Raw genomic sequence first — 25,024 nt, forward strand, 5'->3', positions numbered from 1 at the left:
CGGCCTCGGCTCAGCGGTCGTAGGAGATGCCGACGACGTCGGTGACCGGTGTCGCCTGGCACGCCAGACGGGCACCACGGCGTAGGTCGACGTCGTCGAGGGTGTCGTTGACCCTCATCTCCACCTCGCCCTCGGTGAGGATGAACTCGCATCCACCGCAGTTCCCCTCGCGACACACGTACGGCGCCTCGATCCCGTTGTCCAGCAGGACGTCGAGCAGGAGCGCATCGCGTGGCCACGCCACCTCGTGGGTGTCGCCCTCGATCTCGACGGTGGCCCGCGCTCCGGTCTCCACCGGCTGTCCCGGCGACGCCGGCGCCGCGGGCGTGGTCGTCGCAGCAGCCGAGAACGGGTTCGTGGTCAACGAATAGAACAGTTCGCGATGGATGCGCGCGGCGGGCGCGCCGGCGGCCTCGAGCGCCTCGTGCGCGACATCCATGAACGGCGTCGGGCCGCACAGAAACGCCGCCGCGTCGTCGTCGATCCCGGCGATCAGCGCCCCGATCCCCGCTGCGGTCGGCAGCCCGCGTTCGGACTCCAGCCAGTGCTGCACCACGAGTCTGTCGGGGTAGGTCTGCTGCAGGGTCGCGATGGTGTCGGCGAAGATCACCGACTCCGGATCGCGGTTGGCGTAGATCAACGTGACGGCGTTGTCGTGTGTCATCAAGGCCGTCTTGATGATCGACATCGCCGGCGTGATGCCACTGCCCGCGGCAACGACCACAAAATCGTGGGTCCATTCGCGCGGGGTGAATCCTCCGGTCGGAGGAATGATGTCGACACTCATGCCCGGGGTCACGTTGTCGATCAACCAGTTCGACACCTGCCCGCCGGCGACCCGTTTCACGGTGATGGCCGGGTGGGGATCGTGATCGGGTGCGGTTGACAGGGAGTAGCACCGCGGTGCCAGCCCCTCCGGGAGTCGCGCACCGACGGTGATGAACTGACCTGGGCGGTAGGTGAATCCGTCGTGTGGCGACTCGAACACCACCGATGCGGCGTCGGCGGTCTCACGGATCACCTCGCGGACCCGGAGCTGCAACCGCCCGGACGTGTACGAGGGCGCGTCCTCGGGGGAGCCCATCGTCAGGCGGTCGGCTCGTAGGTGAGTTCCTTCGACCAGGTGGGGCTCGAGTTGAGCGTGCGCGTCGGATAGTGCTTGGTGATCTTCACCAGGCGGTCGGCGAGAAGGTGGTAGGGGTGGCTGCGGTCGATCACCATGTCGCCGTGCCACTGGATGAAGCGGTACATGGGAACTCGCAGTGCCGCGGGGTTACGCTGCCCGACTTTCTTGAAACGCTTCATCGCGCTGTAGAGCCGTTCCTCGTCGACACCCATGGTGACGATGTTGTCGCGCATCTTGTTCAGCAGCGGGATGTAGCGCAGGGTCCCGATGATGAGGGACGGGTTCATCCACGCGCCGACGGTGTCGACGAGGAGTTTGCGCATGGTCGAGTTGCCGAGCAGTTCGATCACCGCGAAATCGACGGCAAGATGGCGTGATTCGTCGGCGTTGATGTGCTTGAACGCCTCCTGGCAGATGGGGTCATGGATCTCGTCCATGATGAATTTGACCAGCGCGCCGTCGAGGGCGACCTCGAGCATCGGGATCACGGTGCCCAACACGCTCAGGCTCAGCCCGTCGGCATGCTTGTCGAGCCAGTCGATGATCAGCTTGACGTTGACGTTCGGCTCCGGCATCTCGTCGCCGTCGAGCATCCCCCACCGACGCATGAGCGCGAGTTCGGCGTTCGCGTGCTTCTGTTCTTCGGCGTGGAAGTACGTGTAGATCTCGCGCAGGGTGTCGGTCGGGGCCTTCTTCGCCATCGCGGCGAAACCGCGAGCGCCGACGTTCTCGATCCACATGAGGTCGGACATGAACGGCTTGAGTCGAGCGTGCAGTTCGGGGTCGATCAACTCGGCGCCGGTTGCATCCCAGTCGATGTCGGCCAGCGACCACTGCTTGTCCTTGATCTTGGCCAGCATCGCGTCGAAGTCGAACGTGGTCGGTGCAGTCATCTGATGTCTCCTGTTCGAAACGCGCGGAGCGCGAAGCAGCGCGGCCGTCGAACCGTCGGGGTGGCCGCTGAGCGAGTGTGCCTCAATAGTGTCACCAGAGATTGTCACAGTTGTCAATGGCGCCGGTGGCGATCGGAGGGGGCGAGGCACCATCCGTGCACGATCGAGCACCCGGCGGTGACGGCCAGTACCTCGAGCCCGCCCGAGGTCCCGGTGGCGAGGAGGTAGAGGGCCACGAGCGATGTGGTGACGACGCACGCGGCCAGGACGGCGACGGCGACGGCTCCGTCGCGGAGGACGGCGACCGCGGCCTGGAACTGCAGGCCGAGGTGGGCGATCGTGAGGATCCCTGCCGAGCAGAGGAGCGCCACCATCGCGCCCGGGCCGGCCCCGCGGGCACCGGCCGCGGTGACGATGGTCGCCACCACCGTGACGGTGTTCAGCGCGGCGTCGTAAAGGCGCGACGTGATGCGTCCGAAGCCGCCGTCGTCGGGTCCGTCGCCTCCTCGAGCGCACTGCTCGACGCGGTCGTGTCTGTCCGTTGCGGTCATGGGTTCTGTCTAGAGCAGTAGGATCTGATGCGGTAGTACGCACAATTTCGTCCATATGGACGGCACTGTCCCCGCAAGGACGTTGCCGTGGGAGCCGCGACATGACACACGAGGACCATCCGACGCTGCGCGAGCCGGTGCGGCGCGCATACGAGGTCTGCCCGGTGGAGGTCAGCGTGGCGGTGCTCGGCGGGGCCCGGAAGATGACCATCGTCAAGCATCTGCTCGACGCCCCGATGCGATACGGGGCGCTCGGGCGCGCGGTGGGTCCCGTCACCCCGAGGGTCCTCACCCGGCAGCTGCGGGAACTGGAATCCGACGGGATCGTCGAACGCGCCGTGTTCCCCGAGGTACCGCCCAAGGTGGTCTATTCGCTCACCGAGCAGGGAAAGGCGTTGGCGCCCTTCGTCGAAGCTCTCAACGAGTGGGGCAAGAGCTATGCCGAACAGATGATCGTGCCTCTGTCGTCGCGCAGTGCCGACGACGCCGAAACGGCGGACGAGCCCGCTGATGCCGGGGCGCGCGGATGACGTCGCCGCCGTGCTGACGGTTCGTGCGGTGGTGATGACGGTGGCGACGGCCGCGGTGGTGACATCCGTTGCCGGATGCGAGCTGTTCTCGGACGGGACCGAGTCGTATCGGCTCCCCGTTGCGCCGATCTCGTCCGAGGCGTCCTGCACTGCCCCCGACATCGTCGGCGGGTTCGGAGTGGAGGGCGGTACGACCGGTGAGAGCGTGGGCGAGGGGTCGGTGCCCCACGGCTTCCGGGCGACGACCGTGGTCAGCTGCCAGACCTCGGATGGTCCCGGTGGCACCACGGTGATCGACGCAGTGGAACTCGGCGGCGACGTCGATGCATTCGTGAGTGCCATCGACCGCCCGTCGGAACGTACCGACCGCAACACCTCGGTCAGTTGTGCGTTCGGCATCGCGGCGCCCGTCGCCACCTGGCTGGTGTCGGACGCCGGTGCGATCCGCGTGGCGTGGCCCCGCGTCGTGTGCGGCTACCGGGACGAGCCACTCGCCGCGTGGGAAGCGCTGAAGGAGATCGGACGTACCCCGGTCCGCGATCTCGGAGTTCTCCCCGCGGCGATCTGCCGCGGCGGCTCGGCGGGGTTCGCGCGGACGAATCGTGACCGCGACTCGGACATGGTTCCCGAAGGCGCGCTGCGGTTCCCGACGCGGGCGGTCGCGGGGGCGACGGTCTGTACCTACCGGACGTCGCGGTCGTCGACGGGCGATCTGCAGATGTCCGGGGCGGTGTCGCGACGCCTGACGGCGGCCGCCGCCAGTCGTGTCGTGCGCGAGTCCATCTCGGCCCCGAGTGCACCCGCGTGCGACACCGACGCCACCGAGGTCGCCGTGATGCCCCTGTATCGCCCGGACGGATCCGGCGGCGCGACGCTGTCGGTCGAGACCGACGGTTGCCGTCGCGTGGCGGTGGACCACGGCCTCGGCTATCGCACGGCGTCGGGGGAGGTCACCGCGCTGCTGCGTGGCGACCGATGAGATGTCCCCGACCGCGCCGTGAGGAATGGGCGTGAGATCCACAGCGCCACAGCAACCACGACGACGAGGACGTACAGCGGGAGCAGATGACTCAGCGTCGTGTATCCGATGTCGAGGTGGACGGCCAGTGCGGGCGCGGTGCCGAAGAGGCATCCGAGGAGCAGCGACCACCACACCCATCGTTCGCCACGTCGCCACCCCCACAACGAGATCAGCAGTACGGCCAGACCCGATCCGACCAGCGCCCCACCGAAACCCGCGCGGTCGTGGGCGATGAACGGCAGCAGGTTCTGGTTCGCGTCACGGAGCGCCTCGGCGCTGGTCTCGAGGTAGCCGAGGTCGGTCGGCACGAACACCGCGGTGAGGCCGACGGTCGAGATGACCGTGCCGGCCACAACGAGCCCGCCACCGACGCCGATCATCATCAGCTGGCCCCACAGTGCGGCAGCGCGTTCGCGAGCGGGACCATCGGACACGCGAGGTCGAACGGGCAGTGCCGGCGCGCGCCACACCGCCACGACGAGCAGCGGCGCGAGCGCGACGACCACCAGGGTGTGCAGCGGCTCCACGAACCCGGTCGCGAGAAAATAGAGCCACGTCCCGAACGCGACGACCCCCGACACCGCCAGTGCGTTGCGTGCCCACCGGCGGCCATGCCGGAGCCCACCCCACGCGAGGCCGCAGTACAGCGTGCCGAGGCCGACCATGTTGCCGGCCATGGTGATCCGGTCGTGCTGGAGGAATCCGACGAGATGGGTGTCCACCTCGTTCAGCCCCGAGACCGACAGGCCGAGGTAGTCGCGGTCGTACCCGAGAAGGACCGGTCCGAGCGTGATCGCCGCCGCACCGAGACCGCCGACGACGAGACCCACGCCGGCGAGCATGGCCCAGATCCACGCCGGCCACCCGCGGACGTCGGTCGCCTCGCGACGCGTCGGCCATCGGAGGGGTGCGGGCTCGTCGGCCCGCGCGATGGCCTCGTGCGCCTCGATCACGCGATGGAACCATCCGGGTCCCGAGGCGACCAACAGCTCCGGATCGGCCAACACGACCGAGTTCGCCTGCGTGAGTGCAGCTGTCGCGTCGTCGACGTCGGGGGCGCGCAGGACGAGAGTGTCGCGGTCGGCGCCGACTCGGGTGTTGTCGACGAATTGTGCGACGGCGGCAGCGGTCGACGCCGTATCGCAGATGGCGACCACTCGGCACCGCCGACCCGCGGTCGCGGCCTGAAGGGAGTCGACATCGCCCGCTGTCACAGCGTGGACGTGGATCACCGTCGCGCCCTGGACCGGTAGGCAGGTGATCGCGTCTCGTGCGACCGAGACCGGGACCGTGGCGCCGAACCGGCCACGCCACGCGTCCGGCACCTCGGGATGCGCGAACACGATCGGGATCCAGTGGCGACCGCCCAGGCGGACGAGCACCGCGAGAAGCGCCAGGGCGTACCGCCGGGTCCGGCGCTCACCGATCACCGTCGACGCGATCGGTTCCAGCGGTACGTATGTCCAGTCGGGCATGCGCCCATCATCGCCCCTCGTTTGTCGGCTGAGAGAATCCGTTCAGATTCTCAGGTTCTGAACAGGTAGTTCAGCAGCGCACGGCGGTATTCTGACGTGACGATGTGGCCCAGATCACACCGTAGGAGGTTCGCGCCATGGCCGTCACCATGAGTTTCTCGTCGCCCCACCTGCGTCACGCGCCGCCGATGAGTGCGGCACGCCAACGCCGCGCACGCCTACGACGCGCAGCGATCTGGGGCCAGGTCGGATGGGCGGCGTTCATGTTCGGATCCGCGGCGTTCGCACTGGGTCTGGCGGGTGTCGCCACCGGCCTCACCGTCGCCGGCATCGCCGCACTCGTCGTCTGGGTCGTCCTCTACGGTCTGACGATCTATTCGATCCGCTCCCGCGCCATGGCCCGTGGTGATCGCACCCTGCAGGAGCACATCGCACGCGTCAAGCGTTCTCGGTACCGCCGCGCCTATCCCGGCACGGGAGCGTCACCGGCGACGAACTACGTCGAGCCGTACCGTCCGCCCGCGGCGTTTCTCGCGCCCGGGGCCGACTGAGCCCGACACGTTCGACGACGAACGACGCTCATCCGACGGGATCGTGCGCGGGTATCCGACGAGCCAACAGCGTCGCCGCGCCGAGTGCGATCTCGCGAGCCTCGGTGAGCACTCGTTCGTACCGTCGTGAGCCGTCGGCCTCCTGACCGGCCTCGAGCGCGACCGACGACGCGGTGAACGTCGGAGACACCACGACGATGGATCGTTCACGCGCCAACGGCTCCTCCGGTTCGACGACCACGGCGCGGCAGCCGGTGTCGTCGCCGACGCGTGTGGTGTGGAAGACGGCGGTCAACGCCGTACGCGACGCGACGTCGCGCAGCAGGGCGTGGCGATCGGGCGAGACATCGCCCGACGACGGGATCGTGACGAAGACCATCGCGGTCGGACCGAGCTGCGCCGCACGCGTGAGCAGCCGATCCTCCGATGCTGCGAGGTCGTTCTCGTCGATGCGGTGGCGCCCCGCGACAGATCGACACACCCCCCAGGGTGTGACCGCGGCCGGGTCGCGCACGGTCACCGCGGGCGCTGTCGCCTGATCAATCCCTCCGACGAGGTGATCCGACGGACCGAAGGTGGGCAGTGGACTCGGGCGACCGTAGAGATAGCCCTGCCCGTGGTGGGCGCCGAGATCGATCGCGCGCTGCTCGTGGCGCTCGTTCTCGATCCCCTCGGCGACGATGGCCGCCCCGGTCCGATCGGCCTCGGTCCGGACCGCGGTGACGATGGTCGCGGCGGCATCGGGCGCGAGGCGATCCTGGACCAGGCTCATGTCGAGTTTGATGACGTCGGGTCGCAGCAGCTCGAGCATCGCGAGACTCGAGGAGTCGGCTCCCACGTCGTCGAGCGCGATCCGCCATCCCAGACGCCGCGCATGTTCGACGGCCCGCAGCAGTCCGGCCGGATCGCGCATGAGGTGTCGCTCGGTGATCTCCACCGTCACCGACAGCCCGCGCGCGGCCGTGAGCACCGGATGGGCGTCTGCCGGAGGCGTGGCGTCGAGCGCCGACGGTTCGGCGTTGAGGAACAGGGTCAGGCCGGTCGGGAAGCCGCCGGCGAGCGCGCCGCGCAGCGAGGTGACACGACACCGCCAGTCGAACTCCACGGTCAGGTTCTGCCGTTCCGCGGCGTGGAACAGCGCACCCGCAGACGACCAGACACCGGACGGCGCGCGGGTGAGGGCCTCGAATCCGACCACCGCACGGGTCTCGACGTCGACAACGGGCTGATAGACGGTCTCGATGTCGACCGTCATCGGTGACGGCTCGGCCGCATCGGTCGATGGGCGCACGCGTGGATCCTTCCTCGGTCCCCGGTCCTCCACCCCAGAGCATTGTGCCAACATGCGCGGCCAGGGTCGCGAGTCGGCGGCGATAGGCTCCACCGACAGGCAGCGTCTCGCGGTAGGAGCATCGATGACGACAGGGGCGGGCGGTGTGCCGACCGACGCGCGGGTGATCGCCGGACGCTATCGTCTCGGCCGCGCGCTCGGGCGAGGTGCCATGGCCGACGTGTACGGCGCCACCGACGAACTCCTCGGCCGTCCGGTCGCCGTCAAGCTCTTCCGCGTCCACCCCCGTTCGGTGGACGATCGACGCCGTGTCGAGGCCGAGATGCGCACGCTGGCGTCGCTGTCGCATCCGGGCCTGATCAGCCTCTTCGATGCCGGGACCACGCAGGACCTCGACGGCGTCGACGTCCCGTACCTGATCATGGAACTCGTCGACGGTCCGACGCTCGGTACCCATCGGGGGGATCGCGCGCTGCCGTCGGCGGCCGTCGCGCAGATCGGTCGGGAGCTGGCCGACGCCCTGGCGTACATCCACGCCGCGGGGGTGGTGCACCGGGACATCAAGCCTGCCAACATCTTGATGCCGAGGCCACCCGTCGGCGGCCGCGAGCAGTCGTCGAAACTCGCCGATTTCGGTATCTCCCGCGTGATCGACGCCGAGCACCTCACCGAGCACGGGACCACGGTCGGGACCGTGCACTACATGAGTCCCGAGCAGGCGACCGGCAGCAGCGCGACGGGACCGCCCGGTGATGTCTACGCACTCGGGCTGCTGCTCATCGAATGTCTCACCGGGCGAATGGTGTTCGAGGGGACCGCGGTCGCGTCGGCGATGGCGCGGTTACACCGCGATCCTGCCGTGCCGGGCGAGTTCGGGCCGGCGTGGGCGTCGCTCCTGACGGACATGACCGCGCGTGCACCTTCCGATCGACCCACCGCGGTGTCGGTGGCCGCCCGCCTGCGCGACATCGAGCACGGGGCGCCCGCACCCACGGCGGTGTTCACCGCCGCGCAGCCCGAGCCGGTGTTCGCCGGGGCGCAGGTGCCGGCCCGCACGGCCGCTCGACTCCCGTGGTGGTCATGGGCCATGGGAGTCGCGGTGGTGGCCGTGGGGATCGGGGCGGTCCTGTGGATCGCGTCGGGCCCGGACTCTGCGCCGACCGGCGTGCAACCCTCACCGGCCCTCTCCTCCGCCGCGCCGGTGTCGCGCGGGGCCGCGCCGTCATCGACCGCGGTCGCGACGTCCACGGTCGTCACGCCGCCGCCGACCAACGCCGATCCGACGACCCCGACCACCGCGGTCGTGCCCGCGGCGCCGCCCGGTGGCAACGGCAACGGCAACGGCAACGGAAACGGGACCGGTAACGGAAACGGGACCGGTAACGGGAACGGGAACAGCAATGGGAACGGGAACGGCAACGGGAAAGAGAAGAACGACAAGAAGTAGCCATGTCGTCTCTCAGCGATTCTTCAGCGGCGCTGTGGTCTCCTTCTGACGCGTGGGCAGGTTCGTCCTTCGCGGTCGAGTCGGAGGAGACGTCGGAGTGAACATCATCCAGGCCATCGTGCTAGGGATCGTGGAGGGACTCACGGAGTTCCTGCCGGTCTCGTCGACGGGTCACCTGACCATCGCCGAGAAGCTGATGGGGTTGCGGATCGACGACGCGTCGGTGACGGCGTTCACCGCGATCATCCAGGTCGGGGCGATCGCGGCGGTGATCATCTACTTCTTCTCCGACATCATCGGCCTGATCGTCGCCTGGGTGCGGGGTCTGCGGTCGGCATCCGAGCGCAACAACCCCGACTACAGGATGGCGTGGACGGTGATCATCGGATCGATCCCGATCGGGATCGTGGGGTTCCTCGCCAAAGACGTCGTCTCGGGTCCGCTGCGCAGTCTGTGGGTGGTCGCCGCGGCGTTGATCGTCTGGAGCGTCGTGATGTATCTGGCCGAGCGTGTCGCGACGCAGCGACGGACGGGTCGCGATGTGACGGTCATCGACGGTGTGGTCGTCGGAGTGCTGCAGTGCGTGGCACTCATCCCGGGTGTGTCGCGGTCGGGCGCCACGATCTCGGCGGGACTGTTCCGGGGGCTCGATCGTGTGGCCGCGACCCGCCTGTCGTTCTATCTGTCCATTCCCGCGCTGCTGGCCGCGGGCGGCTACGAGGCCGCGACGTCGGCCAAGGACATCTCCCACGGGGTGGGCTGGGTGGCGACCGCGGTGGCCACGCTCGTGAGCCTCGTCGTCGCCTACGCCAGCATCGCCTGGCTCCTGCGTTTTGTGGGGCGACACCCGATCACCTATTTCGTCGGCTACCGCGTGGCGCTGGGCCTGGTCCTGATCGCACTTCTCGGGTCCGGGGTGTTGACTGCGACATGACGGGTGTCCGGCGCCGGAGCGCGGTTCAGGCCATCGCGAGCGGAGGTCGATGATGCGGGTCCTGGTGGTCGAGGACGATCGGAACGGCGCTGAGACGTTGCGGCGCACCCTGGTGGCCGAGGGCTGGGTCGTCGAGCTGGCGCACAACGGCGAGGACGGACTCCACCTCGCCTCGACCACCACCTACGAGGTCATCGTTCTCGACATCATGATGCCGAGGCTCAACGGGTACGAGGTGGTCCGGACGTTGCGGCAACGCTCCGTCTGGACACCGGTGTTGATGTTGACCGCGAAAGACGGCGACCACGATCAGGTGGACGCCTTCGAGTTCGGGGCCGATGACTATCTGATCAAACCCTTCTCGGTCGCTGTCCTCATCGCGCGTGCGCGCGCGCTCGTCCGCCGCGGCGCTCCCGAGCGCCCTGTCACGTTGACCGCCGGATCGCTGTCGCTGGACCCCTCCGCGCACCGCGTCCAGCGTGGGGACGTCGAGATCACCCTGACGCCACGCGAATTCGGCCTCCTCGAGTTCTTGATGCGACACAAGGGGCAGGTTCTGACCAAGAACGAGATCCTGCAGGGCGTGTGGGACGTGAACTACGAAGGCGACGAGAACATCGTCGAGGTCTACATCGGCTATCTGCGTAGACGTGTCGACCGACCGTTCGGTGTCACCAGCCTGCAGACGATCCGCGGTGTCGGGTACCGGCTCGACGAGTGAGTCGGGGGTCGACGGCGACTCTCACTCCGCCGATGCGCTCGTCGGGACGCTGATGGTGATCGCGGCACCCCCGCCGGGCGCCTCGCCTGCGCGCACCGTCCCCGCATGCGCGCGCACGATCTCGCTCACGATGGCGAGGCCAAGGCCGGACCCTCCGGCCGAACGCTCGCGGTCTGGGTCGAGACGCACGAACCGGTCGAAGATCCGCTCCCGCTCTGCGGCCGGGATCCCGGGACCGTCGTCGCTCACGACGATCTGTCCCATGCCGTCCCCGCTCGTCGACATCGTCATGGTCACCGCCGAATGCGCATGGCGCACAGCGTTGTCGACAACGTTACGTACTGCACGCGAGAGCTTCTCGCGGTCACCGCTGACCCGGATCGGTGTCACCCGGGCACGAATGGTGATGGGGCTGAGGGTGTCGGTGCGATGTGCCGCCTCGGCCACTATGTCGTCGAGATCCACATCTCCCATGACGAGGGGGATCCCCCGTTCGTCGGCCTTGGCGAGGAGCAGCAGATCGTCGACCATCGCCTGCAGCCGTGACACCTCGGGCAGCATGATCGAGTCGATCGTCGCGAGATCGAGTGGTCGGCCGGTGGTGCGGGCGAGATCGAGCAGACCGTAAATGCTCATCAGTGGGCTGCGCAGTTCGTGGGACGCATCGCCGACGAACCGCAGTTGCTGTTCGCGCGCGAGCTGGAGGCGGTCGAGCATCGCGTTCATGGTTCTCGCGAGTGTCGAGATCTCGTCGCCGGCCCCCGACTCGGGTACCCGGGCGCTCAGATCCTTGCTCGACATCTCCGCGACCTGGGCGCGGATGCCCTCGACGGGGCGGAGCACGCGGCCGACGAAAAGGTATGAGGCGAAGGCCAACACCAACAGGATGATCGGGAACACCGCGCAGAACAGGATCGCCACGGTGATCACGACGTCGTTGATGGGTCCTTCGGCGGCACCGACGGCGATGGTCAACGGTCCCGCCGGCGAGTCGACCCCGACGACCGTGGTCCGGAATTCATCGCCTCGGCCATCGATCTGCGCGCCGTCGATGGTCTCGTGCGCGCCGACCGAGACCGGGTCGGCCACCCGACCACCGCGGCCCGAGGGGCTGGAGGCGCGTACGCGCCCGGACGCGTCGATCACCTGGATGATGTCGAGATCCCTCGACGGCGCCACGGTATCGGCGTCGATACCCCTCGACGAGTCCGCGCGCACCGTCGTCGCGATCTGGGTGGCTCTCGCCGATGTCGCCGCGTCGGCGGAGTTGAGCAGCGAATTGTGCAGTACCGACAGCATGATCGCGGCCGCGCAGGCGAGGGCGACCGCCAGGAGAACGGTGGCCAGTACCGTCAGGCGGACGCGCACTCCCGCCAGCTGGTGGCCCACTCCGCGCAGAGCGGACCGCATGCGCGAGCTCATCGCTGCAGGATAGGCGGATCCAGCCACGTCGCGTGCATCCCTCACGTCAGCTCGCCCGTACCCCCTGCCGCTGACCGACGGCAACGATCGCCACGAGAACGACGATCGCAGCGAGCCACGCTGCCGTGACGGGTCCTGTGCCCCAACCCAGACCGCTCTTCGACGTCGGATCGGCCAGCCAGTCGGCCGCCGAAGCGCCGAGTGGCCGGGTCACCACGTACGCGGCCCAGAACGTCAGGACGGGGCCGGCGCCGCGTCGCCAGGCGATCAGTGGGATCACGATGACCACCGCGAAGAGAATGGTGCTGGCGAGGTAGCCGAGATGCAGCGAACTGGCGGCGAGGTCACCGAGCGCGGTTCCGAGCGCGAAGGTGGCCATGACCGTTGCCCAGTAATACAACTCGGGAGCGCGTGCGGTGATGGTGTGCACGTCCAGCGAACCGGTGCTGCGATGCCAGAGCGCCAGGATCACCGCGACGGCCACGGCGAAGACGACGCTGGTGGCGATGTAGGGGATCCCGACGACGGCGTGAGCGACGTCGGCGACCACGGTGCCCAGGACGCTCACCATGGCGACGCAGGCCCAGTAGACGGCCGGGATGTAGCGACGTACGCGGAACTGGACCGCGAACACGGCGCCGAACACCAGGAGGATGGCTGCGGCGTTGAGGATGTCGCTGCCATGGGTCCCGAGGAAGTCCGACAGGGTCTCGCCCATGCCGGTCGTCAGGATCTTGATGGCCCAGAACAGTGCGGTGATCTCGGGAACGCGAAGACGGCCGGGTTCGACGCCACGGCCGTCCGTCTCGGGCGTCGATCTCGTCATCGCGCGGCGGGTCACGATGTCGCCGCCTCGCGGATCGTGCCGGTCGACGAATCCCGCTGTTCGCGTCGGTCGACCTTCGTGGCCGTGAGGTAGGCGACGAGAGCGATGATGACGACGAAGAAGGCGATGTTGACCCCCGTGGTGCCCAGTCCGAGGCCGCCGGCATCGGCGGGTTGGGTCAGCAGGTCACCCAACGACGCCCCCAGAGGCCGGGTGATGATGTAGGCGGCCCAGAACGCGATGACGGCGTTGAGCCGTACACCGCAGTGGCTCAACGTGATCGCTCCGATCACCGCCGCGAACAACACGAGCGACCACGTGTAGCCGAGCGCGAACTTCTCGGCGATGAGGTCGCCGGCGGCGGTGCCCAGCGCGAAGGTGAACAGGATGGCGAGCCAGTAGAACGCTTCACGTCGTGGCGTCCGGATGGAGTGGATCGACAGCGTCCCCTCGACCACGTACCAGGCGGTGAAGACCGCGATGAGGACGGCGGCGAAGGCGATCGTGGTCGCGATCAACGGGACGCCGAGGTTGTCGGTCAGATTGTCGGTGATGAGCGTGCCGGTGACGCTGATGACGACGACGATCCACCAGTAGAGGACCGGGATGTAACGGCGGACCGCGAATTGACCTGCGAGGCTGACGCCGAGGACTGCGACGGTGACGATGGTGGTGTTCGTCAGTCCGAACCCCAACGTCATGTTGAGGTAGTCGGCGGCCGTCTCGCCGACCGTGGTCGCCAGGATCTTGATCACCCAGAAGAAGATCGTGACCTCGGGGACCTTGCTCAGCGCCTGATTCGCAATGCGGGATGGTGGCGGTGCGACCGGTCGCTGATGCATGGCTGGGCCTTTCGTCCAGGTGGTGGCGTGTCGCCGGGAAGAGCGCCTCCGGCGTGGACCCCACTGTGACGGTGCGATCCTGTGACGACGCTGTACGCACCTGAGAGCACGGTGAACCGTGCGAGCGGCGTACCCGGGGATCGGCGGCACCGCACCTGGGTGAGCATGCGTCACCGACCCGTCGACACCGCGTCGACATGAGATCTCAGCGACCTCTCAGCCGATCTCGTCCACAGTGGTGGTTTCGCGTGCGAGTCGACGTTCGGGAGGTGGCGATGACGGAGACCACGAACCGCGATGCCCTCCAGGCGGCGTACTTCGTGCGGGAACTCGAGCTGGCCGCCGACACCCTCGTCTGCCAGATCGCGAAGCTGGATCTGCTGAAAGGTGCGCAGCGCGAGGCGCAGCGTCGTCGCCGAGAGCTCTACGACGTACGGCGACAGATCGAGGCCATCCGACGGCGCTTCCCGTTGCCATCGAGTCCCCGACCGTCCCACCGCGGGGGTTGATCGGTGGAGCACTGGATTCGGTTGGCCGTCGGTGGGACCGTGCTCGTCGCCATCGCGGTGGCCGTCCTGAGCTGGTACGGGGTTCGCCAGCGCGGGCCCGCGGTCCGAGCCGCTCTGCGCGCGGTGCTGCAGCTCGCCGTGGTCGCTCTCGTCCTGCGCGGGGCGATCACCAACTGGAGCCTGGCCACCGTGGTCGTCGCGATCATGTTCACCGTCGCCGTCGTCACCGCAGCCCGGAGGCTGCGGACCTTCCGACATGCGGTGCCGGCAACGCTCGTGGCGTGCGGGTGCGGCGCGACGGTCGCCGTCGGAGTGATCGTCGGCGTCCCGATCCTCGACGGGGATCCGAAGGATCTGATCGCGGTGTCCGGCATCATCATCGGCGGATGCATGACCGCTGCCACCCTCACCGGCCGGAACCTGCTCACCGCGATCGCGGCCCGTGACAACGAGGTCGAGGCGTGGTTGTCGATCGGTGCCACCCGTCGGCAGGCCCTCATCGACCTGTGCCGAACCGCGGTGTTCGAGGCACTCGTTCCCGGGTTGGATCAGACCCGGACGGTCGGACTCGTCACCCTTCCTGGAGCATTCGTCGGGGCGATTCTGGCCGGAGCCGGTGCCGAACAGGCCGCCCGCTTCCAACTCGCCGTTCTCACCGGATTGATCTGCGCACAATCGATCACGGCGGTCACCCTGGCGTCGATCGTGGGTGGGAATCGCTCGAGTCTTCGTCCTGAGGCACGAAGTACGCGTGCCACGTTCGGCCCACGACTTCGATGAGGCGCGGCGCTGCGCCCTCGGCGTTCCCTGCGCCCCTCCACACGATGTGGCCGTCGGCCCTGACCACCACGGCGCCCGCGGTGCCCACCTCGAAGAGCTCGACCGCCGGTGACGGGGAGGTGACCTCGCCCAGGTCGACGACACGAGTGGTCAAGGGCGCCAACGCTTCGGAGGCAGTGTCGAGGGCTCGGCACCACTCCACGGGGGCGAAGGTGAACACGGTGAGACAGGTCGGCGTCGTGTCGACCATCTGCAGCGTCGACCGCGGGCCGTCGGGGGTGGAGACGACGGCGTGCGGCAGCCGGCCACCGGGCGTGGTCGTCGGGACGTACTCGACGACGTCTCGGGGCGACGTGTCGCCGCCAGGAGTCTCGGAGGCGATGAGCGGGCCGTCGTACCGGTACCCGTACTCCAGACCCGTCGACACGAAATGGGCGAGCTGGCCCGGGATGTTGCTCGCCGTGAGGTCGCGAGCGCGGCCGGCCCGCCACCCGGTGCCGTCGAGAATCGCGGTGCGCGCCAGTCCTGCGCGGGTGATCCCATCGGCCAGCGGTGCCGCGACACGGCCCGGGATCAGGTTCAGCGGCCTGCGGGACATCACTGCGGTGGCTCGCGCCAGTGCGCGGTTGGTGACCCCGAAGTGGCGGGTGGCGGAATCGAGGTGGAAGTGGTTGGCGACGCTGTGGCGTGCGAACAGGTCGATGACCGGGCGGCGTTCCTGCTCATAGGTGTTCAGCAGATCGTCACCGGCCAGGCCGCGGAGGACGGCGTCGATCTTCCAGGCGATGTTGTGGGCGTCCTGGACTCCACTGTTCAGGCCGTAGCCACCGGTGTGGGGGAAGCGGTGGGCGGCATCACCGGCGAGGATGAGCCGGTCGCTCCGGAAGACGTCGGCGGTCTGCGAGGTCATCGTCCACGTCCCGGTGGAGACGATGTCGACGTCGACATCGGATCCGAGTACCTCGGGGAGCGTTGTCGCCCAGTACTTCTGCTGATCCGATGACACCGCCTGGTCGGCGTGGAGGTAGGTGTTCATCAGGACGTAGTGGTCATCGGCGTGAGCGATCAACACTCCGGCGAAGCGTGGTTGGTAGATCCAACTCAGCAGCGGCCGTGCCTCGGCGGGGTAGAGATTCGGTGACCGGAAGAAGGCACTCCCCATCTTGGCCAACACGGGGCCGCGCATGTGGATGCCCGCGGACTCCCTGATCCCGCTGTTCGCGCCGTCGGCACCGATCACGACCTCCGCGGTGATGCTCTCACCGCGACTCGTGACCACGGTCGCCGAACCGGGCTGCTGGCGAATCGATCCGACACTCGTACCCCTGCGAAAATCGATCAGGGGTTCGCGGTCGAGCGCAGCCCACAGGATCGGCATCAGCTGGTGTTGCCCGATGTGGGAGATGAGGAAATCGCTGTGTGATCGCACGCGTGCCAACTGTTCCGGCCGCGACGCCAGATCGATCTCCCCGAGTGGCATCGCGTCGAGCCGAGAACACCAGCGGATGAGGTTCACGGACTCGATGGGCGGCGCCATGTCCGCGATCTGTTCGGCCAGAGCGGGGCTCGCCTCGCGCCAGATCTCCAGCGATCGACCGTGGATCACGTGTGCGGCGGGGTGGGTGAGCTCGGAACGGCGGCGGTCGACGACGATGGACGGGGTCCCGCGGCGTGCGAGCAGGAGAGCTGCTGTGGCGCCGGTGGATCCGGCGCCGGCGATCACCACCGGCACCGATTCACCCGAGGTCACAGCGTCCGGAAGGTGATGGCGCGCCGGTTCACCCGTGGTGTGGTGCCGGGCCGCACCCCGGCGTCGCGTCGCAGCAGCGAGTCGATCGGCGCGCCGTCGCGCAGTCGCTCGAGCAGATACGACGGGTCGATGGTGACGCCGATGGGATTGGCCTCGAACTCAGGGCTCGAGAAGAACGCCGCGGTCTCCTCCGGCGTCGCGAAGTTCTCGGTCTGGAACTCCAGGCGGATGCCGTCGGGGTCCTCGTAGTAGAGGGATGTGGTCGGTCCGTGGTTGATCGACCACACCGGGACGACGCCCTGCGCGGCGAGCCGCTCGTAGTTCAGCAGCAATGGCTCGAGGGAGTGATAGGTGAACGCCAGGTGGTCGACGCCGTAGACCTTGCGCTTCAGCCTGGCCAACGGGAACAGATACCGCACCAGCGAGGGGATCTTCACCAGCGCCAACCGGTGACTTTCGTCGTCCCAGGTGAGGAACGCGATCTGGCGGTCCTCGTGGACGACGTGTGCGCCGAGCACCGTCGAATACCAGGCGATCATCTCCGCCGGTCGTGCTGTTTTGACGACGAAGTGCGCCAACAGGTTCGGGGCGAGGGGTGTGTCCACCGGTGCTGGCATCGGGCTCGGCGTGGTCATGGTCGTGTTCCCTCGTGTTCCCTCGTGTTTCAGTGTGCGGCGACGATCGGCGTGCGCTGCTCGCCGAGATCGAGGAGGCCGTCGGAGGATCGGATGGTCGCCGTGACGGTGTCGCCCGGTCGCAGGAACGGACCGCCGAGGTTGCGGCGGATGAACAGCTTCCACAGGACGTGCTCGGGCAGCAGTGCGGTGGCCAGCCGTCGCACGATCGCCGGCGGGGACGCGGCTGCGGTCCCGTGCGGGGTGCCGGTCAACACGACGTCGCCGACGGACAGGTTCGCGAATTCGCTGAGCTCGGTCAGTGTCTCGGCGGGGCGGTAGACGAAGTTGGCGGTGGTGTCGATCTGGCGCAGGTCCCCGTTGACGTACAGCTGCAACTCGAGATCGTCGAGGCGGGCGTAGTCGGAGTCGTCGAGGACGGCCAGCACCGGACCGAGCGGGCAGAAACCTCGATAGCTCTTGCCTTTCAGGTACTGACCCTGGGGGAGCTGGACGTCGCGCGCGGAGAGGTCGTCGGCGATGGTGACGGCGACGACGTAATCGCGGAGCGTGTCGTCGCTGATCGTCACCGGCCCGTCGATCCGCCTGCCGATCACGAGAGCGAGTTCGATCTCGTGGTCGAGCAATCGCACATGGGCCGGGCGCACCACCGGTGAGTGCGGCCCGGTGACCGAGGCGTCGGTCTTGTCGAAGAAGAGGTTGAAGGCCCGATTGTCGGGGTCCATGCCCGAGTCGATGGCGTGCTGTCGGAAGTTCGCACCCTGGCACAGCACGCGACACGGTGTCGTGATCGGCGACAACACATCCACCGCGTCGAGCTGCTGGGTGGGCGGCCGCCGGCTCGCGGCGATCCAGTCGTCGCGACCGTTTTCCAGCAGGTCCGCGGTGGTCGTGTACTGCCCGTCGAGGGCGGTGACGCCGTTGGACGACACCACGCCCCACCGCTCGTCGTCCGCCGTGGTGAAGCGGATCAGGGGGACCGCCATCGTGTGAGGCTCCGTTCCGTCGAGGTCGCGGAACCGAGGGTAACCCGTTGGTTGAACAGCAGTCAACGAATGGTGATCAACCGGTCAGGCGTCAGACCTCGACCCGTGAGCGGCGACGCGCAGTGTCGCGATGGCGTCGTCGACGTCGGGGCAGCCGTCGAGGGATCGGGCGCCCTGCAGTGCACCGACCGCGAGTTCGAGGAGTGACGTCACGAGTGCGTCGACGGGGAAGGGGTCCGAGGTGTGGAGCCAGAAATGAGTGGCCTCGTCGAACGCGGCGACGAGAGTGGCGCCGACGAACTGGATCACCGGGTTGTCCGCGTCGACATCCACGAGCGCGGCCAAGGCGGACAGGGCTCGACCACGACTGCGATCGGACACCTCCGCCGCCGTGGGATCGGCGTGGCGTCGCCCGACGATGAGCTTCAACGCGACGCCGCGATGTGTCGCCAGATAGCTCAGGTGGGTGGTGAGCGCAGCGCGGATGATGGCCGGTGCGTCGCCGTCGGCCGGAGCGGTGAACGCCGAGTCCATCTCTGTGACAACCGCATCGAGGACCGCGCGGTAGAGGCCCTCTTTGTTCGAGAAGTGGTGGAACAGCAGTCCGTGGGCCACGCCGGCGTGGGCGGCGAGATCGGCGATGGTGACGTCGCCGTAGTCGCGTTCGGCGAACAGTTCGCCGGCGGCGGCGACCAGGCGCGCGCGCGTCGCTGCCTTCTGTTCGGCGCGCGACATCCCCGAGCGCCGTGTCGCCTCATCGGCCATCACACACCTCCTCCGGTCACCCGGGGATCCTATGTCGGCCGCCGGTGTACAACGGCTTCATGGCAACCGATCGTGCGGGTGACTACCGGATCGTCGCGCTCGAGGAACACCTCCTGACCGCTGAGATCGCTCAGGCCTGGGCAGCAGATGCCGGCCCGGACACCGCGCGCGGCATGTCGATCCCCGGTGCGCAACCGGAGAAGTTGTTCGACCTCGGCCGCGCACGGATCGCCGACATGGACGATCAGGGCGTCGACGTACAGGTCCTGTCGGTCACCACGCCCGGGGTGCAGAACCTCGACGCGACCAGGGCCGTGCCGCTCGCCGCGGCCGCCAACGACACCGTCGCCGAGGTGGTCGCCGAACACCCGGATCGATTCGACGGGTTGGCCACCCTGCCCACCCCGGACCCGCGGGCGGCAGCCGACGAACTGCGCCGGGCGGTGTCGGAGAAGGGGCATCTCGGGGCGATGATCTACGGGCGGACGGGGGCGATGCACCTCGGCGATCCGGCGATGGAACCCATCTGGGCGGCCGCCGCGCAGCTGCGCGCGCCCGTCGTGTTGCATCCGCAGACACCCACCGCGGCGGTCCGCGACGCCTACTACACCGGGATCGGACCGGACGTCGATCCACTGTTCGCCGGACCGCTGATCGGGTGGCACTACGAGACCGGGATCGAACTGCTGCACATGATCTTCGGCGGCGTCTTCGACCGCCACCCGGCACTCCAGGTCGTCGTGGGGCACTGGGGTGAGGCGGTGCTGTTCTACGCCGACCGGATCGGGAGTGTGGGGGCACTGACCGGGGCGACCCAGAATCCGTTCGAGCACTACCTCACGCACAACGTCCTCGTGATGGGATCGGGTGTGTTCTCCCAGAGGGCGTTTCGGTGGACCCGCGAGGTCGTCGGGATCGACCGCATCGTCTACGCCACGGACTATCCCTACATCGACGCGTCTGCGGGCGCCGCGCGCCGATTCCTCGACGACGCGGATCTGACGCCCGACGAACGAGTGCAGGCGGCCTCCGGTAACTGGGATCGTCTCACGCGTCATCTGCGCTGATACCCACGTCCCGCACGTTTGTGTCCATGTGGACGTAAACTCTTCCCTCGGGGAGAGGGACGACCATGACCGACTTGACCGGAATCCGGGCACGGCCCGATCTCGCGACGCCGTCAGCCGCGACGCGAGACCGTCCGATTCCGACGACGGTGGCTGCGATCCTCACCGCCTCCGCGAATGATGTGCCCCACGCCGACGCCATCGTCGGCCGCGACGGACGGATCGCCTATGCGGATCTGCTCGAACGGGCGTCGGTGGCGGCAGCGGTCCTGGCGGGCGCGGGGCGCGGGCCCGTTGCGATCCACCTCGACGATCGCGTCGAGCCGCTGGTGACCGCGTTCGGCGCGCTGATGGCGGGACGGGCGCTCGTTCCGCTGGACCCGCAGCTGACGGCAGATCGCGTCTCCCGGATCCTCGCACTGGCCGGGGCCGAGCTCTGGGATGCGGGCCGGTTACGAGACGCGGCCGATTCGTCCACGAGCGGCGAGCGACAGGCGCGGCCCGATGATGCCGCGACGATCGTGTTCACCTCGGGCTCGACAGGCGAACCGAAAGGGGTTGTCTTCGATCACGAGAACGCCGTCGGCAAGGCCTACGAGGCGGCCGTGGGCCAGCGTCTGACGCACGGTGACCGGATCGCCGACGTGATGCCGCTCGGCTTCAGCGCCGGACTGACCACCCTGTTCTCCGGCCTTCTCGCCGGTGCCACCGTGCTTCTCGCCGATTCGCGTCGGATGGGTGTCGAATCGTTGATGGAGTGGCTGCACGACCAGCGCCCGACGGTGGTGAACTCCTCGGTCAGTCTCGTGCGTCGTCTGGCGGCGGACGCCCGCGACGGTGTGCTTCGGCCCTTGTCGACCGTCCGTCAGATCACGTTCTACGGCGAACCCTCGACTCGTGAGGATGTCCTGCTCGCGCGTCATCTCTCCGAACCCGCACCGCGGGTGGTGAACTGGTACGGGGCGACCGAGGTGGGGCTCGTCGGTCACATCGTCTTCGACGCTCACGACGAGGTCCCACCCGGCCGCGTCGCGGCAGGGAAGGGGCTGCCAGGTCTGCGGCAGGTGACGATCGTCGACGACGAGGGAAACCTCCTGCCCGCCGGGCGAACCGGCGAGGTGATCGTCATCGGCGGGACCATCGCGGTGGGCTATGCGGGCCGCTCATCGGACCGGTTCCTCCCCGACTCGGGTTCGGGTCGCGGGTATCGCACGGGCGACCGGGGATTCCTCGATCCCGATGGGACGCTTCATGTTCTGGGTCGGGCAGACGACGCGGTGAAGATCCGCGGATACCTGGTGGAGCCGGCCGAGATCGAGGTCGCGATCGTCGCGATGCCGAGCGTCGACGAGGTCTTCGTGCGCGGGATCGACCATGACGGCGGCACCGAACTGGTCGCCTACGTGGCAGGCGCATCGGAGTCGGCCGCCGAACTCGAGCGACGGGTGCGTGCGCATGTATCCGCCTCGCTCGCACCGTGGATGGTCCCGCGATTCGTGGTCGGCATGACCGCTCTGCCACGCACCGATCGCGGCAAGGTGGATCGCGCCAAGCTGCCGTCGCCGGCGACGACCGTGGCTTCGCGTCGTCGACGCCGAGCGCCCGATGTGGTCGAAAACGCGGTCCGCCTGGCCCTCACACGGGCATCGGTCGGCGCCGAACTCGACGCCGATCAGGACCTCGTGGCGGCGGGGGTGGATTCACTGGCCCTGGCCCGGATCGCGACGACCGTGCGACAGATGCTGCATGTGGAGGTGGATCTGGCGGCGTTCACCGCCGCACCGACCATCGACACCCTGACCCGTGGTGTGCGAGAAGCCAATCGCTCCGCCGGGACACGTGACCGCGGGGGTGTGCTGGTGCCGCTGCGCGCCGAGGGTGACGGCACCCCGCTGGTCCTCGTGGCCGGTGCGGGATCGCCGGCCTCCGCCTTCGTCCCCCTGGTGCGGTCGTTGACGCCCGGACGTAAGGTCCACGGACTCCAGGCGCGCGGACTCGACGTGCCGGGGCGCCCCGACCGCAGCATCGTGGCCATGGCGCGCAGGAACATCGAACAGCTCCGCAGCGCGCACCCCTGCGGGCCGTACCACCTGGCCGGCCATTCGATGGGTGGGATGGTCGCGCTCGAGATGGCGGCCCAGTTGGCGGATGATGGCGAATCGGTACGCCACGTCGTCCTCATCGACTCGTCGCTCACCGAGGCGTCCGTCGCCGAACTCGATGTCGCGGAGGGGCTCTCGGATGACCTCGTGCAGTTCGACGCAGGCGGTCCGGTGCAGGCCGAGATGACGATGACCCATCGACAACTCCTGGGTCTGTTCCTCAGGTTGCCGGTGGCCGGACGCAAGGTGTTCGATCCTGTTACCCAGTGGATCGTGTTCTACCACCGCGGTGTTCGGATGGTCCGTCGGCATCGGGTGCGCCGCATCGACGCCCCGGTCACGGTACTGTGCGCGCAGGGCAGTACGCATCGGCGATCCTGGTGGGAGTCGGTGACATCGGGACGAGTCGATCTCGTCGCCGTACCCGGAGGTCACGTCGATGTCCTCCACGCTCCTCACGTCGCCGTGGTGGCCCACGCCATCGATGCGGCATTGCTGACCTGACCAGCGGGAACGCACGTATACCGCTCGCCGCCAATGGATTCGAGACCGTAAAGCGTCGCTTAGTGATCTCGTGGATGGTCGCGGGGGTTCCGAAACCGAAGACGGGCGCGATTCCCGATGGTTACTATTTCGATGTCCGAATGCAGTATCTGACATTTGCTGCGAGACCGGAATGGCCACGCGGTGACCACATCGAAGGAGAATCACATGTTGCTCGGAGCTGTCGGGGCGCTCGTCGGAGGTCTGTTGGGAAGTCTCGGTGTCGGCAACCTGCTGCTGGGACTCGGTGCGGGACTGTTCGGTTCGAGCTAGAGCCGGCGCCGATCCGATCGGTCTCGGCTGAGGCCGAGATCGGTCGGATCGGTGTCGTCGTCAGTGTGAGAGAGGGCCTGCGGCGATCACCGTGTGGTCAGTCGCCTGTCCCGATCTGATCCAGTTCAGTCAGCACGTCTGCACTGAGGTCGAGTCCTGCTCCGATTGCGTTCTCGCGCAGATGTTCTGCCGACGACGTGCCGGGGATGAGAAGGATGTTCGGGGATCGGTGCAGCAGCCACGCCAATGCCACCGAGAGTGGGGTGCTGTCCAGGCTGGCGGCGATGCGCGACAACGTCTTCGACTGCAGAGGTGAGAATCCGCCCAGGGGGAAGAACGGGACGAAGGCGATTCCCTGCGCCGTCGTGTCCTCGACGAGTGCATCGTCGGCGCGATCGGCGAGGTTGTACCGATTCTGCACACAGACCACCGGCGCGATCTCCTGTGCCTCCGCGAGTTGGGCAGCAGTGACGTTGCTGACGCCGATGTGCTTGATGTCGCCCGCACACTGCAGCTCCGCCAGTGCACCGATCTGTTCGGCGATCGGTCCGGGCGTGGGCCCGTCGGTGGCGCCCATCCGCATGTTCACGACATCGAGTGCGTCGAGACCGAGATGGCGAAGGTTCTCGTGCACCTGGGTCGTCAGCTCCTCAGGGCTCCGATGGAACGGCCAGTTGCCGTCGTCGTCGCGACGGGCTCCCACCTTGGTGACGATGTGGAGATCGTCGCGGTATGGGTGCAGGGCTTCCTTGATGATCTCGTTGGTCACGAAGGGCCCGTAGAAGTCCGCGGTGTCGATGTGGGTGATGCCCAGTTCGACGGCCTCGCGCAACACTGCGACGGCAGCCTCCCGATCGGCGGGCGGCCCGAAGACGCCGGGACCGGCGAGTTGCATTGCGCCGTAACCGAATCGTGAGACCGTCAGGTCGCCCATGCGGAATGTGCCGCCGGGCAGGGTGGTGTCGGACATGATCGCTCCTCTGTGGGTTCGTATCGGCGGATCTCGCCGTCCCCACCGACGTTAGGAGCGCATCGGGCGCGGTGAGGAGTCCCCGCTCATCCTGGGATCGTCAGGACCACCCACGGTGCGGCCGGTCCTCCTACCATCGAATCCATGAGCGATCGTCCCAACTCCCTGGGTGAGTACCTGCGCGCTCGCCGCGAGCTGATGAGTCCCGAGCGTGCGGGTTTCGCCGCGGGTGGTGTCCGCCGGACGCCCGGGCTGCGTCGCGAGGAGATCGCGCTGCTCGCAGGTATCAGTGCCGACTACTACCTCCGACTCGAACAGGGCCGCGACCGGAATCCCTCCACCCAGGTGGTCGACGCGCTGGCGGGAGTCCTCGAACTGGATCCCGCGGCCACGGCGCATCTGCACGCTTTGGCAGGCGTGAGCCCCCGCCCGCCTCGAGGCCGGAAACGGGTCGGAGTACCGGCGGGAATCCTGTCGCTCCTCGAGGTGATCGACCTTCCGGCGTTCGTGGAGAGCCGCTCCTTCGACGTACTGGCCGCGAATCCGCTGGCGACCGCGATCTCGCCCGTGATCAGTGTCGGCACCAACCGTCTCCGGGCGTTCCTGCTCGATCCCGCCGAGAGGGAACTGTGGGACGACTGGGCCCAGCGCGCCCGCGGGATGGTGGCGGGCTTTCGCGCATCGGTCGGCACCGAGGTCGAGGACCCGGCGACGACCCAGCTCGTCGGCGAATTGTCCCTCCGTAGTGAGGAATTCCGCTCGTTGTGGGCCCGGCACGACATAGCCGTGCTCGCCGGTGGCTCCATGCGCCTGAACCATCCGGTGGTGGGTGCGATGGAGCTTCGTCGGGAGAAGCTCCCCCTGGCGGGGACCGACGGACAGATCCTCGCGATCTATCACGCGGAGGCCGGTTCGGACTCGGCGACGAAGCTCGCGACGCTGAGGGATCAGGTGTCGGTCGGCGGCGGGTCGTCGGCCGCCGGCGCGGCTCAGGCGTCCGGCCCGCAGTGACGA

General features: G+C 68.2%; 24 protein-coding genes. 11 read left to right on the top strand and 13 right to left on the bottom strand.

Features of this window, described 5'->3' with window-relative positions; all coding sequences use genetic code 11:
* Positions 1-10: 10 nt before the first annotated feature.
* From ASG12_RS03805 to ASG12_RS03815, 3 genes are all read right to left on the bottom strand, one after another.
* Entirely contained in the window at positions 11-1,084 is a 1,074-nt protein-coding gene (locus ASG12_RS03805) for a ferredoxin--NADP reductase (RefSeq protein WP_055785359.1), read from the bottom strand.
* 2 nt (positions 1,085-1,086) lie between these two features.
* The gene (locus ASG12_RS03810; protein ID WP_055785362.1) at positions 1,087-2,019 is read right to left on the bottom strand and encodes a hypothetical protein; all 933 of its coding nucleotides are present in this window, start codon (positions 2,017-2,019) and stop codon (positions 1,087-1,089) included.
* Positions 2,020-2,132: 113 nt separating this feature from the next.
* Positions 2,133-2,570, bottom strand: a complete 438-nt coding sequence (locus ASG12_RS03815) for a hypothetical protein (RefSeq protein WP_055785365.1) — start codon at positions 2,568-2,570, stop codon at positions 2,133-2,135.
* 101 nt (positions 2,571-2,671) lie between these two features.
* Here ASG12_RS03815 and ASG12_RS03820 point away from each other — a divergent pair, with 101 nt between their 5' ends.
* Both ASG12_RS03820 and ASG12_RS03825 read left to right on the top strand, forming a co-directional pair.
* Entirely contained in the window at positions 2,672-3,100 is a 429-nt protein-coding gene (locus ASG12_RS03820) for a winged helix-turn-helix transcriptional regulator (protein WP_055785369.1), read from the top strand.
* Positions 3,081-4,079 (top strand): hypothetical protein, encoded by a 999-nt coding sequence (locus tag ASG12_RS03825; RefSeq protein ID WP_055785372.1) that lies wholly within the window; start codon positions 3,081-3,083, stop codon positions 4,077-4,079. Before ASG12_RS03820 ends, ASG12_RS03825 begins: the two co-directional genes overlap by 20 nt.
* On the opposite strand, the gene ASG12_RS03830 is transcribed toward ASG12_RS03825, so the two are convergent.
* The gene (locus tag ASG12_RS03830) at positions 4,028-5,596 is read right to left on the bottom strand and encodes a hypothetical protein (protein WP_055785374.1); all 1,569 of its coding nucleotides are present in this window, start codon (positions 5,594-5,596) and stop codon (positions 4,028-4,030) included. The two genes, ASG12_RS03825 and ASG12_RS03830, sit on opposite strands and share 52 nt — an antisense overlap.
* Before the next feature lie 137 nt (positions 5,597-5,733).
* Here ASG12_RS03830 and ASG12_RS03835 point away from each other — a divergent pair, with 137 nt between their 5' ends.
* Positions 5,734-6,147 (top strand): hypothetical protein, encoded by a 414-nt coding sequence (locus tag ASG12_RS03835; protein ID WP_055785376.1) that lies wholly within the window; start codon positions 5,734-5,736, stop codon positions 6,145-6,147.
* Positions 6,148-6,175: 28 nt separating this feature from the next.
* Here ASG12_RS03835 and ASG12_RS03840 read toward each other — a convergent pair whose 3' ends face one another.
* A complete protein-coding gene (locus tag ASG12_RS03840; protein ID WP_055785379.1) occupies positions 6,176-7,438 on the bottom strand; it encodes an EAL domain-containing protein in 1,263 nt (420 codons plus the stop codon).
* 124 nt (positions 7,439-7,562) lie between these two features.
* Here ASG12_RS03840 and ASG12_RS03845 point away from each other — a divergent pair, with 124 nt between their 5' ends.
* From ASG12_RS03845 to ASG12_RS03855, 3 genes are all read left to right on the top strand, one after another.
* Entirely contained in the window at positions 7,563-8,885 is a 1,323-nt protein-coding gene (locus ASG12_RS03845) for a serine/threonine-protein kinase (protein WP_055785382.1), read from the top strand.
* 97 nt (positions 8,886-8,982) lie between these two features.
* Positions 8,983-9,819, top strand: a complete 837-nt coding sequence (locus ASG12_RS03850) for an undecaprenyl-diphosphate phosphatase (RefSeq protein ID WP_055785386.1) — start codon at positions 8,983-8,985, stop codon at positions 9,817-9,819.
* A gap of 52 nt (positions 9,820-9,871) precedes the next feature.
* Positions 9,872-10,540, top strand: a complete 669-nt coding sequence (locus ASG12_RS03855) for a response regulator transcription factor (RefSeq protein WP_055785389.1) — start codon at positions 9,872-9,874, stop codon at positions 10,538-10,540.
* Positions 10,541-10,561: 21 nt separating this feature from the next.
* Here the strand turns inward: ASG12_RS03855 and ASG12_RS03860 are convergent, their stop codons facing one another.
* From ASG12_RS03860 to ASG12_RS03870, 3 genes are read right to left on the bottom strand one after another with little or no spacing between them, the layout of a single operon-like run.
* Entirely contained in the window at positions 10,562-11,962 is a 1,401-nt protein-coding gene (locus tag ASG12_RS03860) for a sensor histidine kinase (protein ID WP_235455992.1), read from the bottom strand.
* A gap of 46 nt (positions 11,963-12,008) precedes the next feature.
* Positions 12,009-12,788, bottom strand: coding sequence for a COG4705 family protein (locus ASG12_RS03865; RefSeq protein ID WP_055787589.1), 780 nt, complete (start codon positions 12,786-12,788; stop codon positions 12,009-12,011).
* Between the two features lie 11 nt (positions 12,789-12,799).
* The gene (locus ASG12_RS03870) at positions 12,800-13,630 is read right to left on the bottom strand and encodes a COG4705 family protein (protein ID WP_055785391.1); all 831 of its coding nucleotides are present in this window, start codon (positions 13,628-13,630) and stop codon (positions 12,800-12,802) included.
* 275 nt (positions 13,631-13,905) lie between these two features.
* Here ASG12_RS03870 and ASG12_RS21090 point away from each other — a divergent pair, with 275 nt between their 5' ends.
* Positions 13,906-14,139: a hypothetical protein gene (locus ASG12_RS21090; RefSeq protein WP_082501614.1), complete on the top strand. Its 234-nt coding sequence runs from the start codon at positions 13,906-13,908 to the stop codon at positions 14,137-14,139.
* 3 nt (positions 14,140-14,142) lie between these two features.
* Positions 14,143-14,919 (top strand): ABC transporter permease, encoded by a 777-nt coding sequence (locus tag ASG12_RS21095; RefSeq protein ID WP_200932724.1) that lies wholly within the window; start codon positions 14,143-14,145, stop codon positions 14,917-14,919.
* Here ASG12_RS21095 and ASG12_RS03880 read toward each other — a convergent pair.
* The 4 genes from ASG12_RS03880 to ASG12_RS03895 form a co-directional block, all read right to left on the bottom strand.
* Positions 14,828-16,669 (bottom strand): FAD-dependent monooxygenase, encoded by a 1,842-nt coding sequence (locus tag ASG12_RS03880; protein WP_055785398.1) that lies wholly within the window; start codon positions 16,667-16,669, stop codon positions 14,828-14,830. The two genes, ASG12_RS21095 and ASG12_RS03880, sit on opposite strands and share 92 nt — an antisense overlap.
* The gene (locus tag ASG12_RS03885; RefSeq protein ID WP_055785401.1) at positions 16,666-17,304 is read right to left on the bottom strand and encodes a VOC family protein; all 639 of its coding nucleotides are present in this window, start codon (positions 17,302-17,304) and stop codon (positions 16,666-16,668) included. The genes ASG12_RS03880 and ASG12_RS03885 overlap by 4 nt, the downstream gene beginning before the upstream one ends.
* Positions 17,305-17,333: 29 nt before the next feature.
* Entirely contained in the window at positions 17,334-18,290 is a 957-nt protein-coding gene (locus ASG12_RS03890; RefSeq protein WP_055785403.1) for a fumarylacetoacetate hydrolase family protein, read from the bottom strand.
* An 84-nt stretch (positions 18,291-18,374) separates the two neighbouring features.
* Complete coding sequence (locus ASG12_RS03895) at positions 18,375-19,055, bottom strand: TetR/AcrR family transcriptional regulator (protein WP_055785405.1); 681 nt, start codon at positions 19,053-19,055, stop codon at positions 18,375-18,377.
* 59 nt (positions 19,056-19,114) lie between these two features.
* On the opposite strand from ASG12_RS03895, the gene ASG12_RS03900 reads away from it, so the two are divergent.
* A complete protein-coding gene (locus ASG12_RS03900; RefSeq protein ID WP_055787592.1) occupies positions 19,115-20,122 on the top strand; it encodes an amidohydrolase family protein in 1,008 nt (335 codons plus the stop codon).
* Between the two features lie 65 nt (positions 20,123-20,187).
* Positions 20,188-22,728: an alpha/beta fold hydrolase gene (locus ASG12_RS03905; RefSeq protein WP_055785408.1), complete on the top strand. Its 2,541-nt coding sequence runs from the start codon at positions 20,188-20,190 to the stop codon at positions 22,726-22,728.
* Between the two features lie 409 nt (positions 22,729-23,137).
* On the opposite strand, the gene ASG12_RS03910 is transcribed toward ASG12_RS03905, so the two are convergent.
* A complete protein-coding gene (locus tag ASG12_RS03910) occupies positions 23,138-24,010 on the bottom strand; it encodes an aldo/keto reductase family oxidoreductase (RefSeq protein WP_055785410.1) in 873 nt (290 codons plus the stop codon).
* 144 nt (positions 24,011-24,154) lie between these two features.
* On the opposite strand from ASG12_RS03910, the gene ASG12_RS03915 reads away from it, so the two are divergent.
* Positions 24,155-25,021: a helix-turn-helix domain-containing protein gene (locus ASG12_RS03915; RefSeq protein WP_055785412.1), complete on the top strand. Its 867-nt coding sequence runs from the start codon at positions 24,155-24,157 to the stop codon at positions 25,019-25,021.
* Positions 25,022-25,024 lie beyond the last annotated feature (3 nt).

The sequence above is a fragment of the Williamsia sp. Leaf354 genome (assembly GCF_001424365.1).
Classification (GTDB): Bacteria; Actinomycetota; Actinomycetes; order Mycobacteriales; family Mycobacteriaceae; genus Williamsia_A.

Coding starts and splice junctions, on each gene's coding strand:
- ASG12_RS03805 (WP_055785359.1), bottom strand. CDS start 1,084: ATGGGCTCCCCCGAGGACGCGCCCTCGTACACGTCCGGGCGGTTGCAG.
- ASG12_RS03810 (WP_055785362.1), bottom strand. CDS start 2,019: ATGACTGCACCGACCACGTTCGACTTCGACGCGATGCTGGCCAAGATC.
- ASG12_RS03815 (WP_055785365.1), bottom strand. CDS start 2,570: ATGACCGCAACGGACAGACACGACCGCGTCGAGCAGTGCGCTCGAGGA.
- ASG12_RS03820 (WP_055785369.1), top strand. CDS start 2,672: ATGACACACGAGGACCATCCGACGCTGCGCGAGCCGGTGCGGCGCGCA.
- ASG12_RS03825 (WP_055785372.1), top strand. CDS start 3,081: ATGCCGGGGCGCGCGGATGACGTCGCCGCCGTGCTGACGGTTCGTGCG.
- ASG12_RS03830 (WP_055785374.1), bottom strand. CDS start 5,596: ATGCCCGACTGGACATACGTACCGCTGGAACCGATCGCGTCGACGGTG.
- ASG12_RS03835 (WP_055785376.1), top strand. CDS start 5,734: ATGGCCGTCACCATGAGTTTCTCGTCGCCCCACCTGCGTCACGCGCCG.
- ASG12_RS03845 (WP_055785382.1), top strand. CDS start 7,563: ATGACGACAGGGGCGGGCGGTGTGCCGACCGACGCGCGGGTGATCGCC.
- ASG12_RS03855 (WP_055785389.1), top strand. CDS start 9,872: ATGCGGGTCCTGGTGGTCGAGGACGATCGGAACGGCGCTGAGACGTTG.
- ASG12_RS03860 (WP_235455992.1), bottom strand. CDS start 11,962: ATGAGCTCGCGCATGCGGTCCGCTCTGCGCGGAGTGGGCCACCAGCTG.
- ASG12_RS03865 (WP_055787589.1), bottom strand. CDS start 12,788: ATGACGAGATCGACGCCCGAGACGGACGGCCGTGGCGTCGAACCCGGC.
- ASG12_RS03870 (WP_055785391.1), bottom strand. CDS start 13,630: ATGCATCAGCGACCGGTCGCACCGCCACCATCCCGCATTGCGAATCAG.
- ASG12_RS21090 (WP_082501614.1), top strand. CDS start 13,906: ATGACGGAGACCACGAACCGCGATGCCCTCCAGGCGGCGTACTTCGTG.
- ASG12_RS03885 (WP_055785401.1), bottom strand. CDS start 17,304: ATGACCACGCCGAGCCCGATGCCAGCACCGGTGGACACACCCCTCGCC.
- ASG12_RS03890 (WP_055785403.1), bottom strand. CDS start 18,290: ATGGCGGTCCCCCTGATCCGCTTCACCACGGCGGACGACGAGCGGTGG.
- ASG12_RS03895 (WP_055785405.1), bottom strand. CDS start 19,055: ATGGCCGATGAGGCGACACGGCGCTCGGGGATGTCGCGCGCCGAACAG.
- ASG12_RS03900 (WP_055787592.1), top strand. CDS start 19,115: ATGGCAACCGATCGTGCGGGTGACTACCGGATCGTCGCGCTCGAGGAA.
- ASG12_RS03905 (WP_055785408.1), top strand. CDS start 20,188: ATGACCGACTTGACCGGAATCCGGGCACGGCCCGATCTCGCGACGCCG.
- ASG12_RS03910 (WP_055785410.1), bottom strand. CDS start 24,010: ATGTCCGACACCACCCTGCCCGGCGGCACATTCCGCATGGGCGACCTG.
- ASG12_RS03915 (WP_055785412.1), top strand. CDS start 24,155: ATGAGCGATCGTCCCAACTCCCTGGGTGAGTACCTGCGCGCTCGCCGC.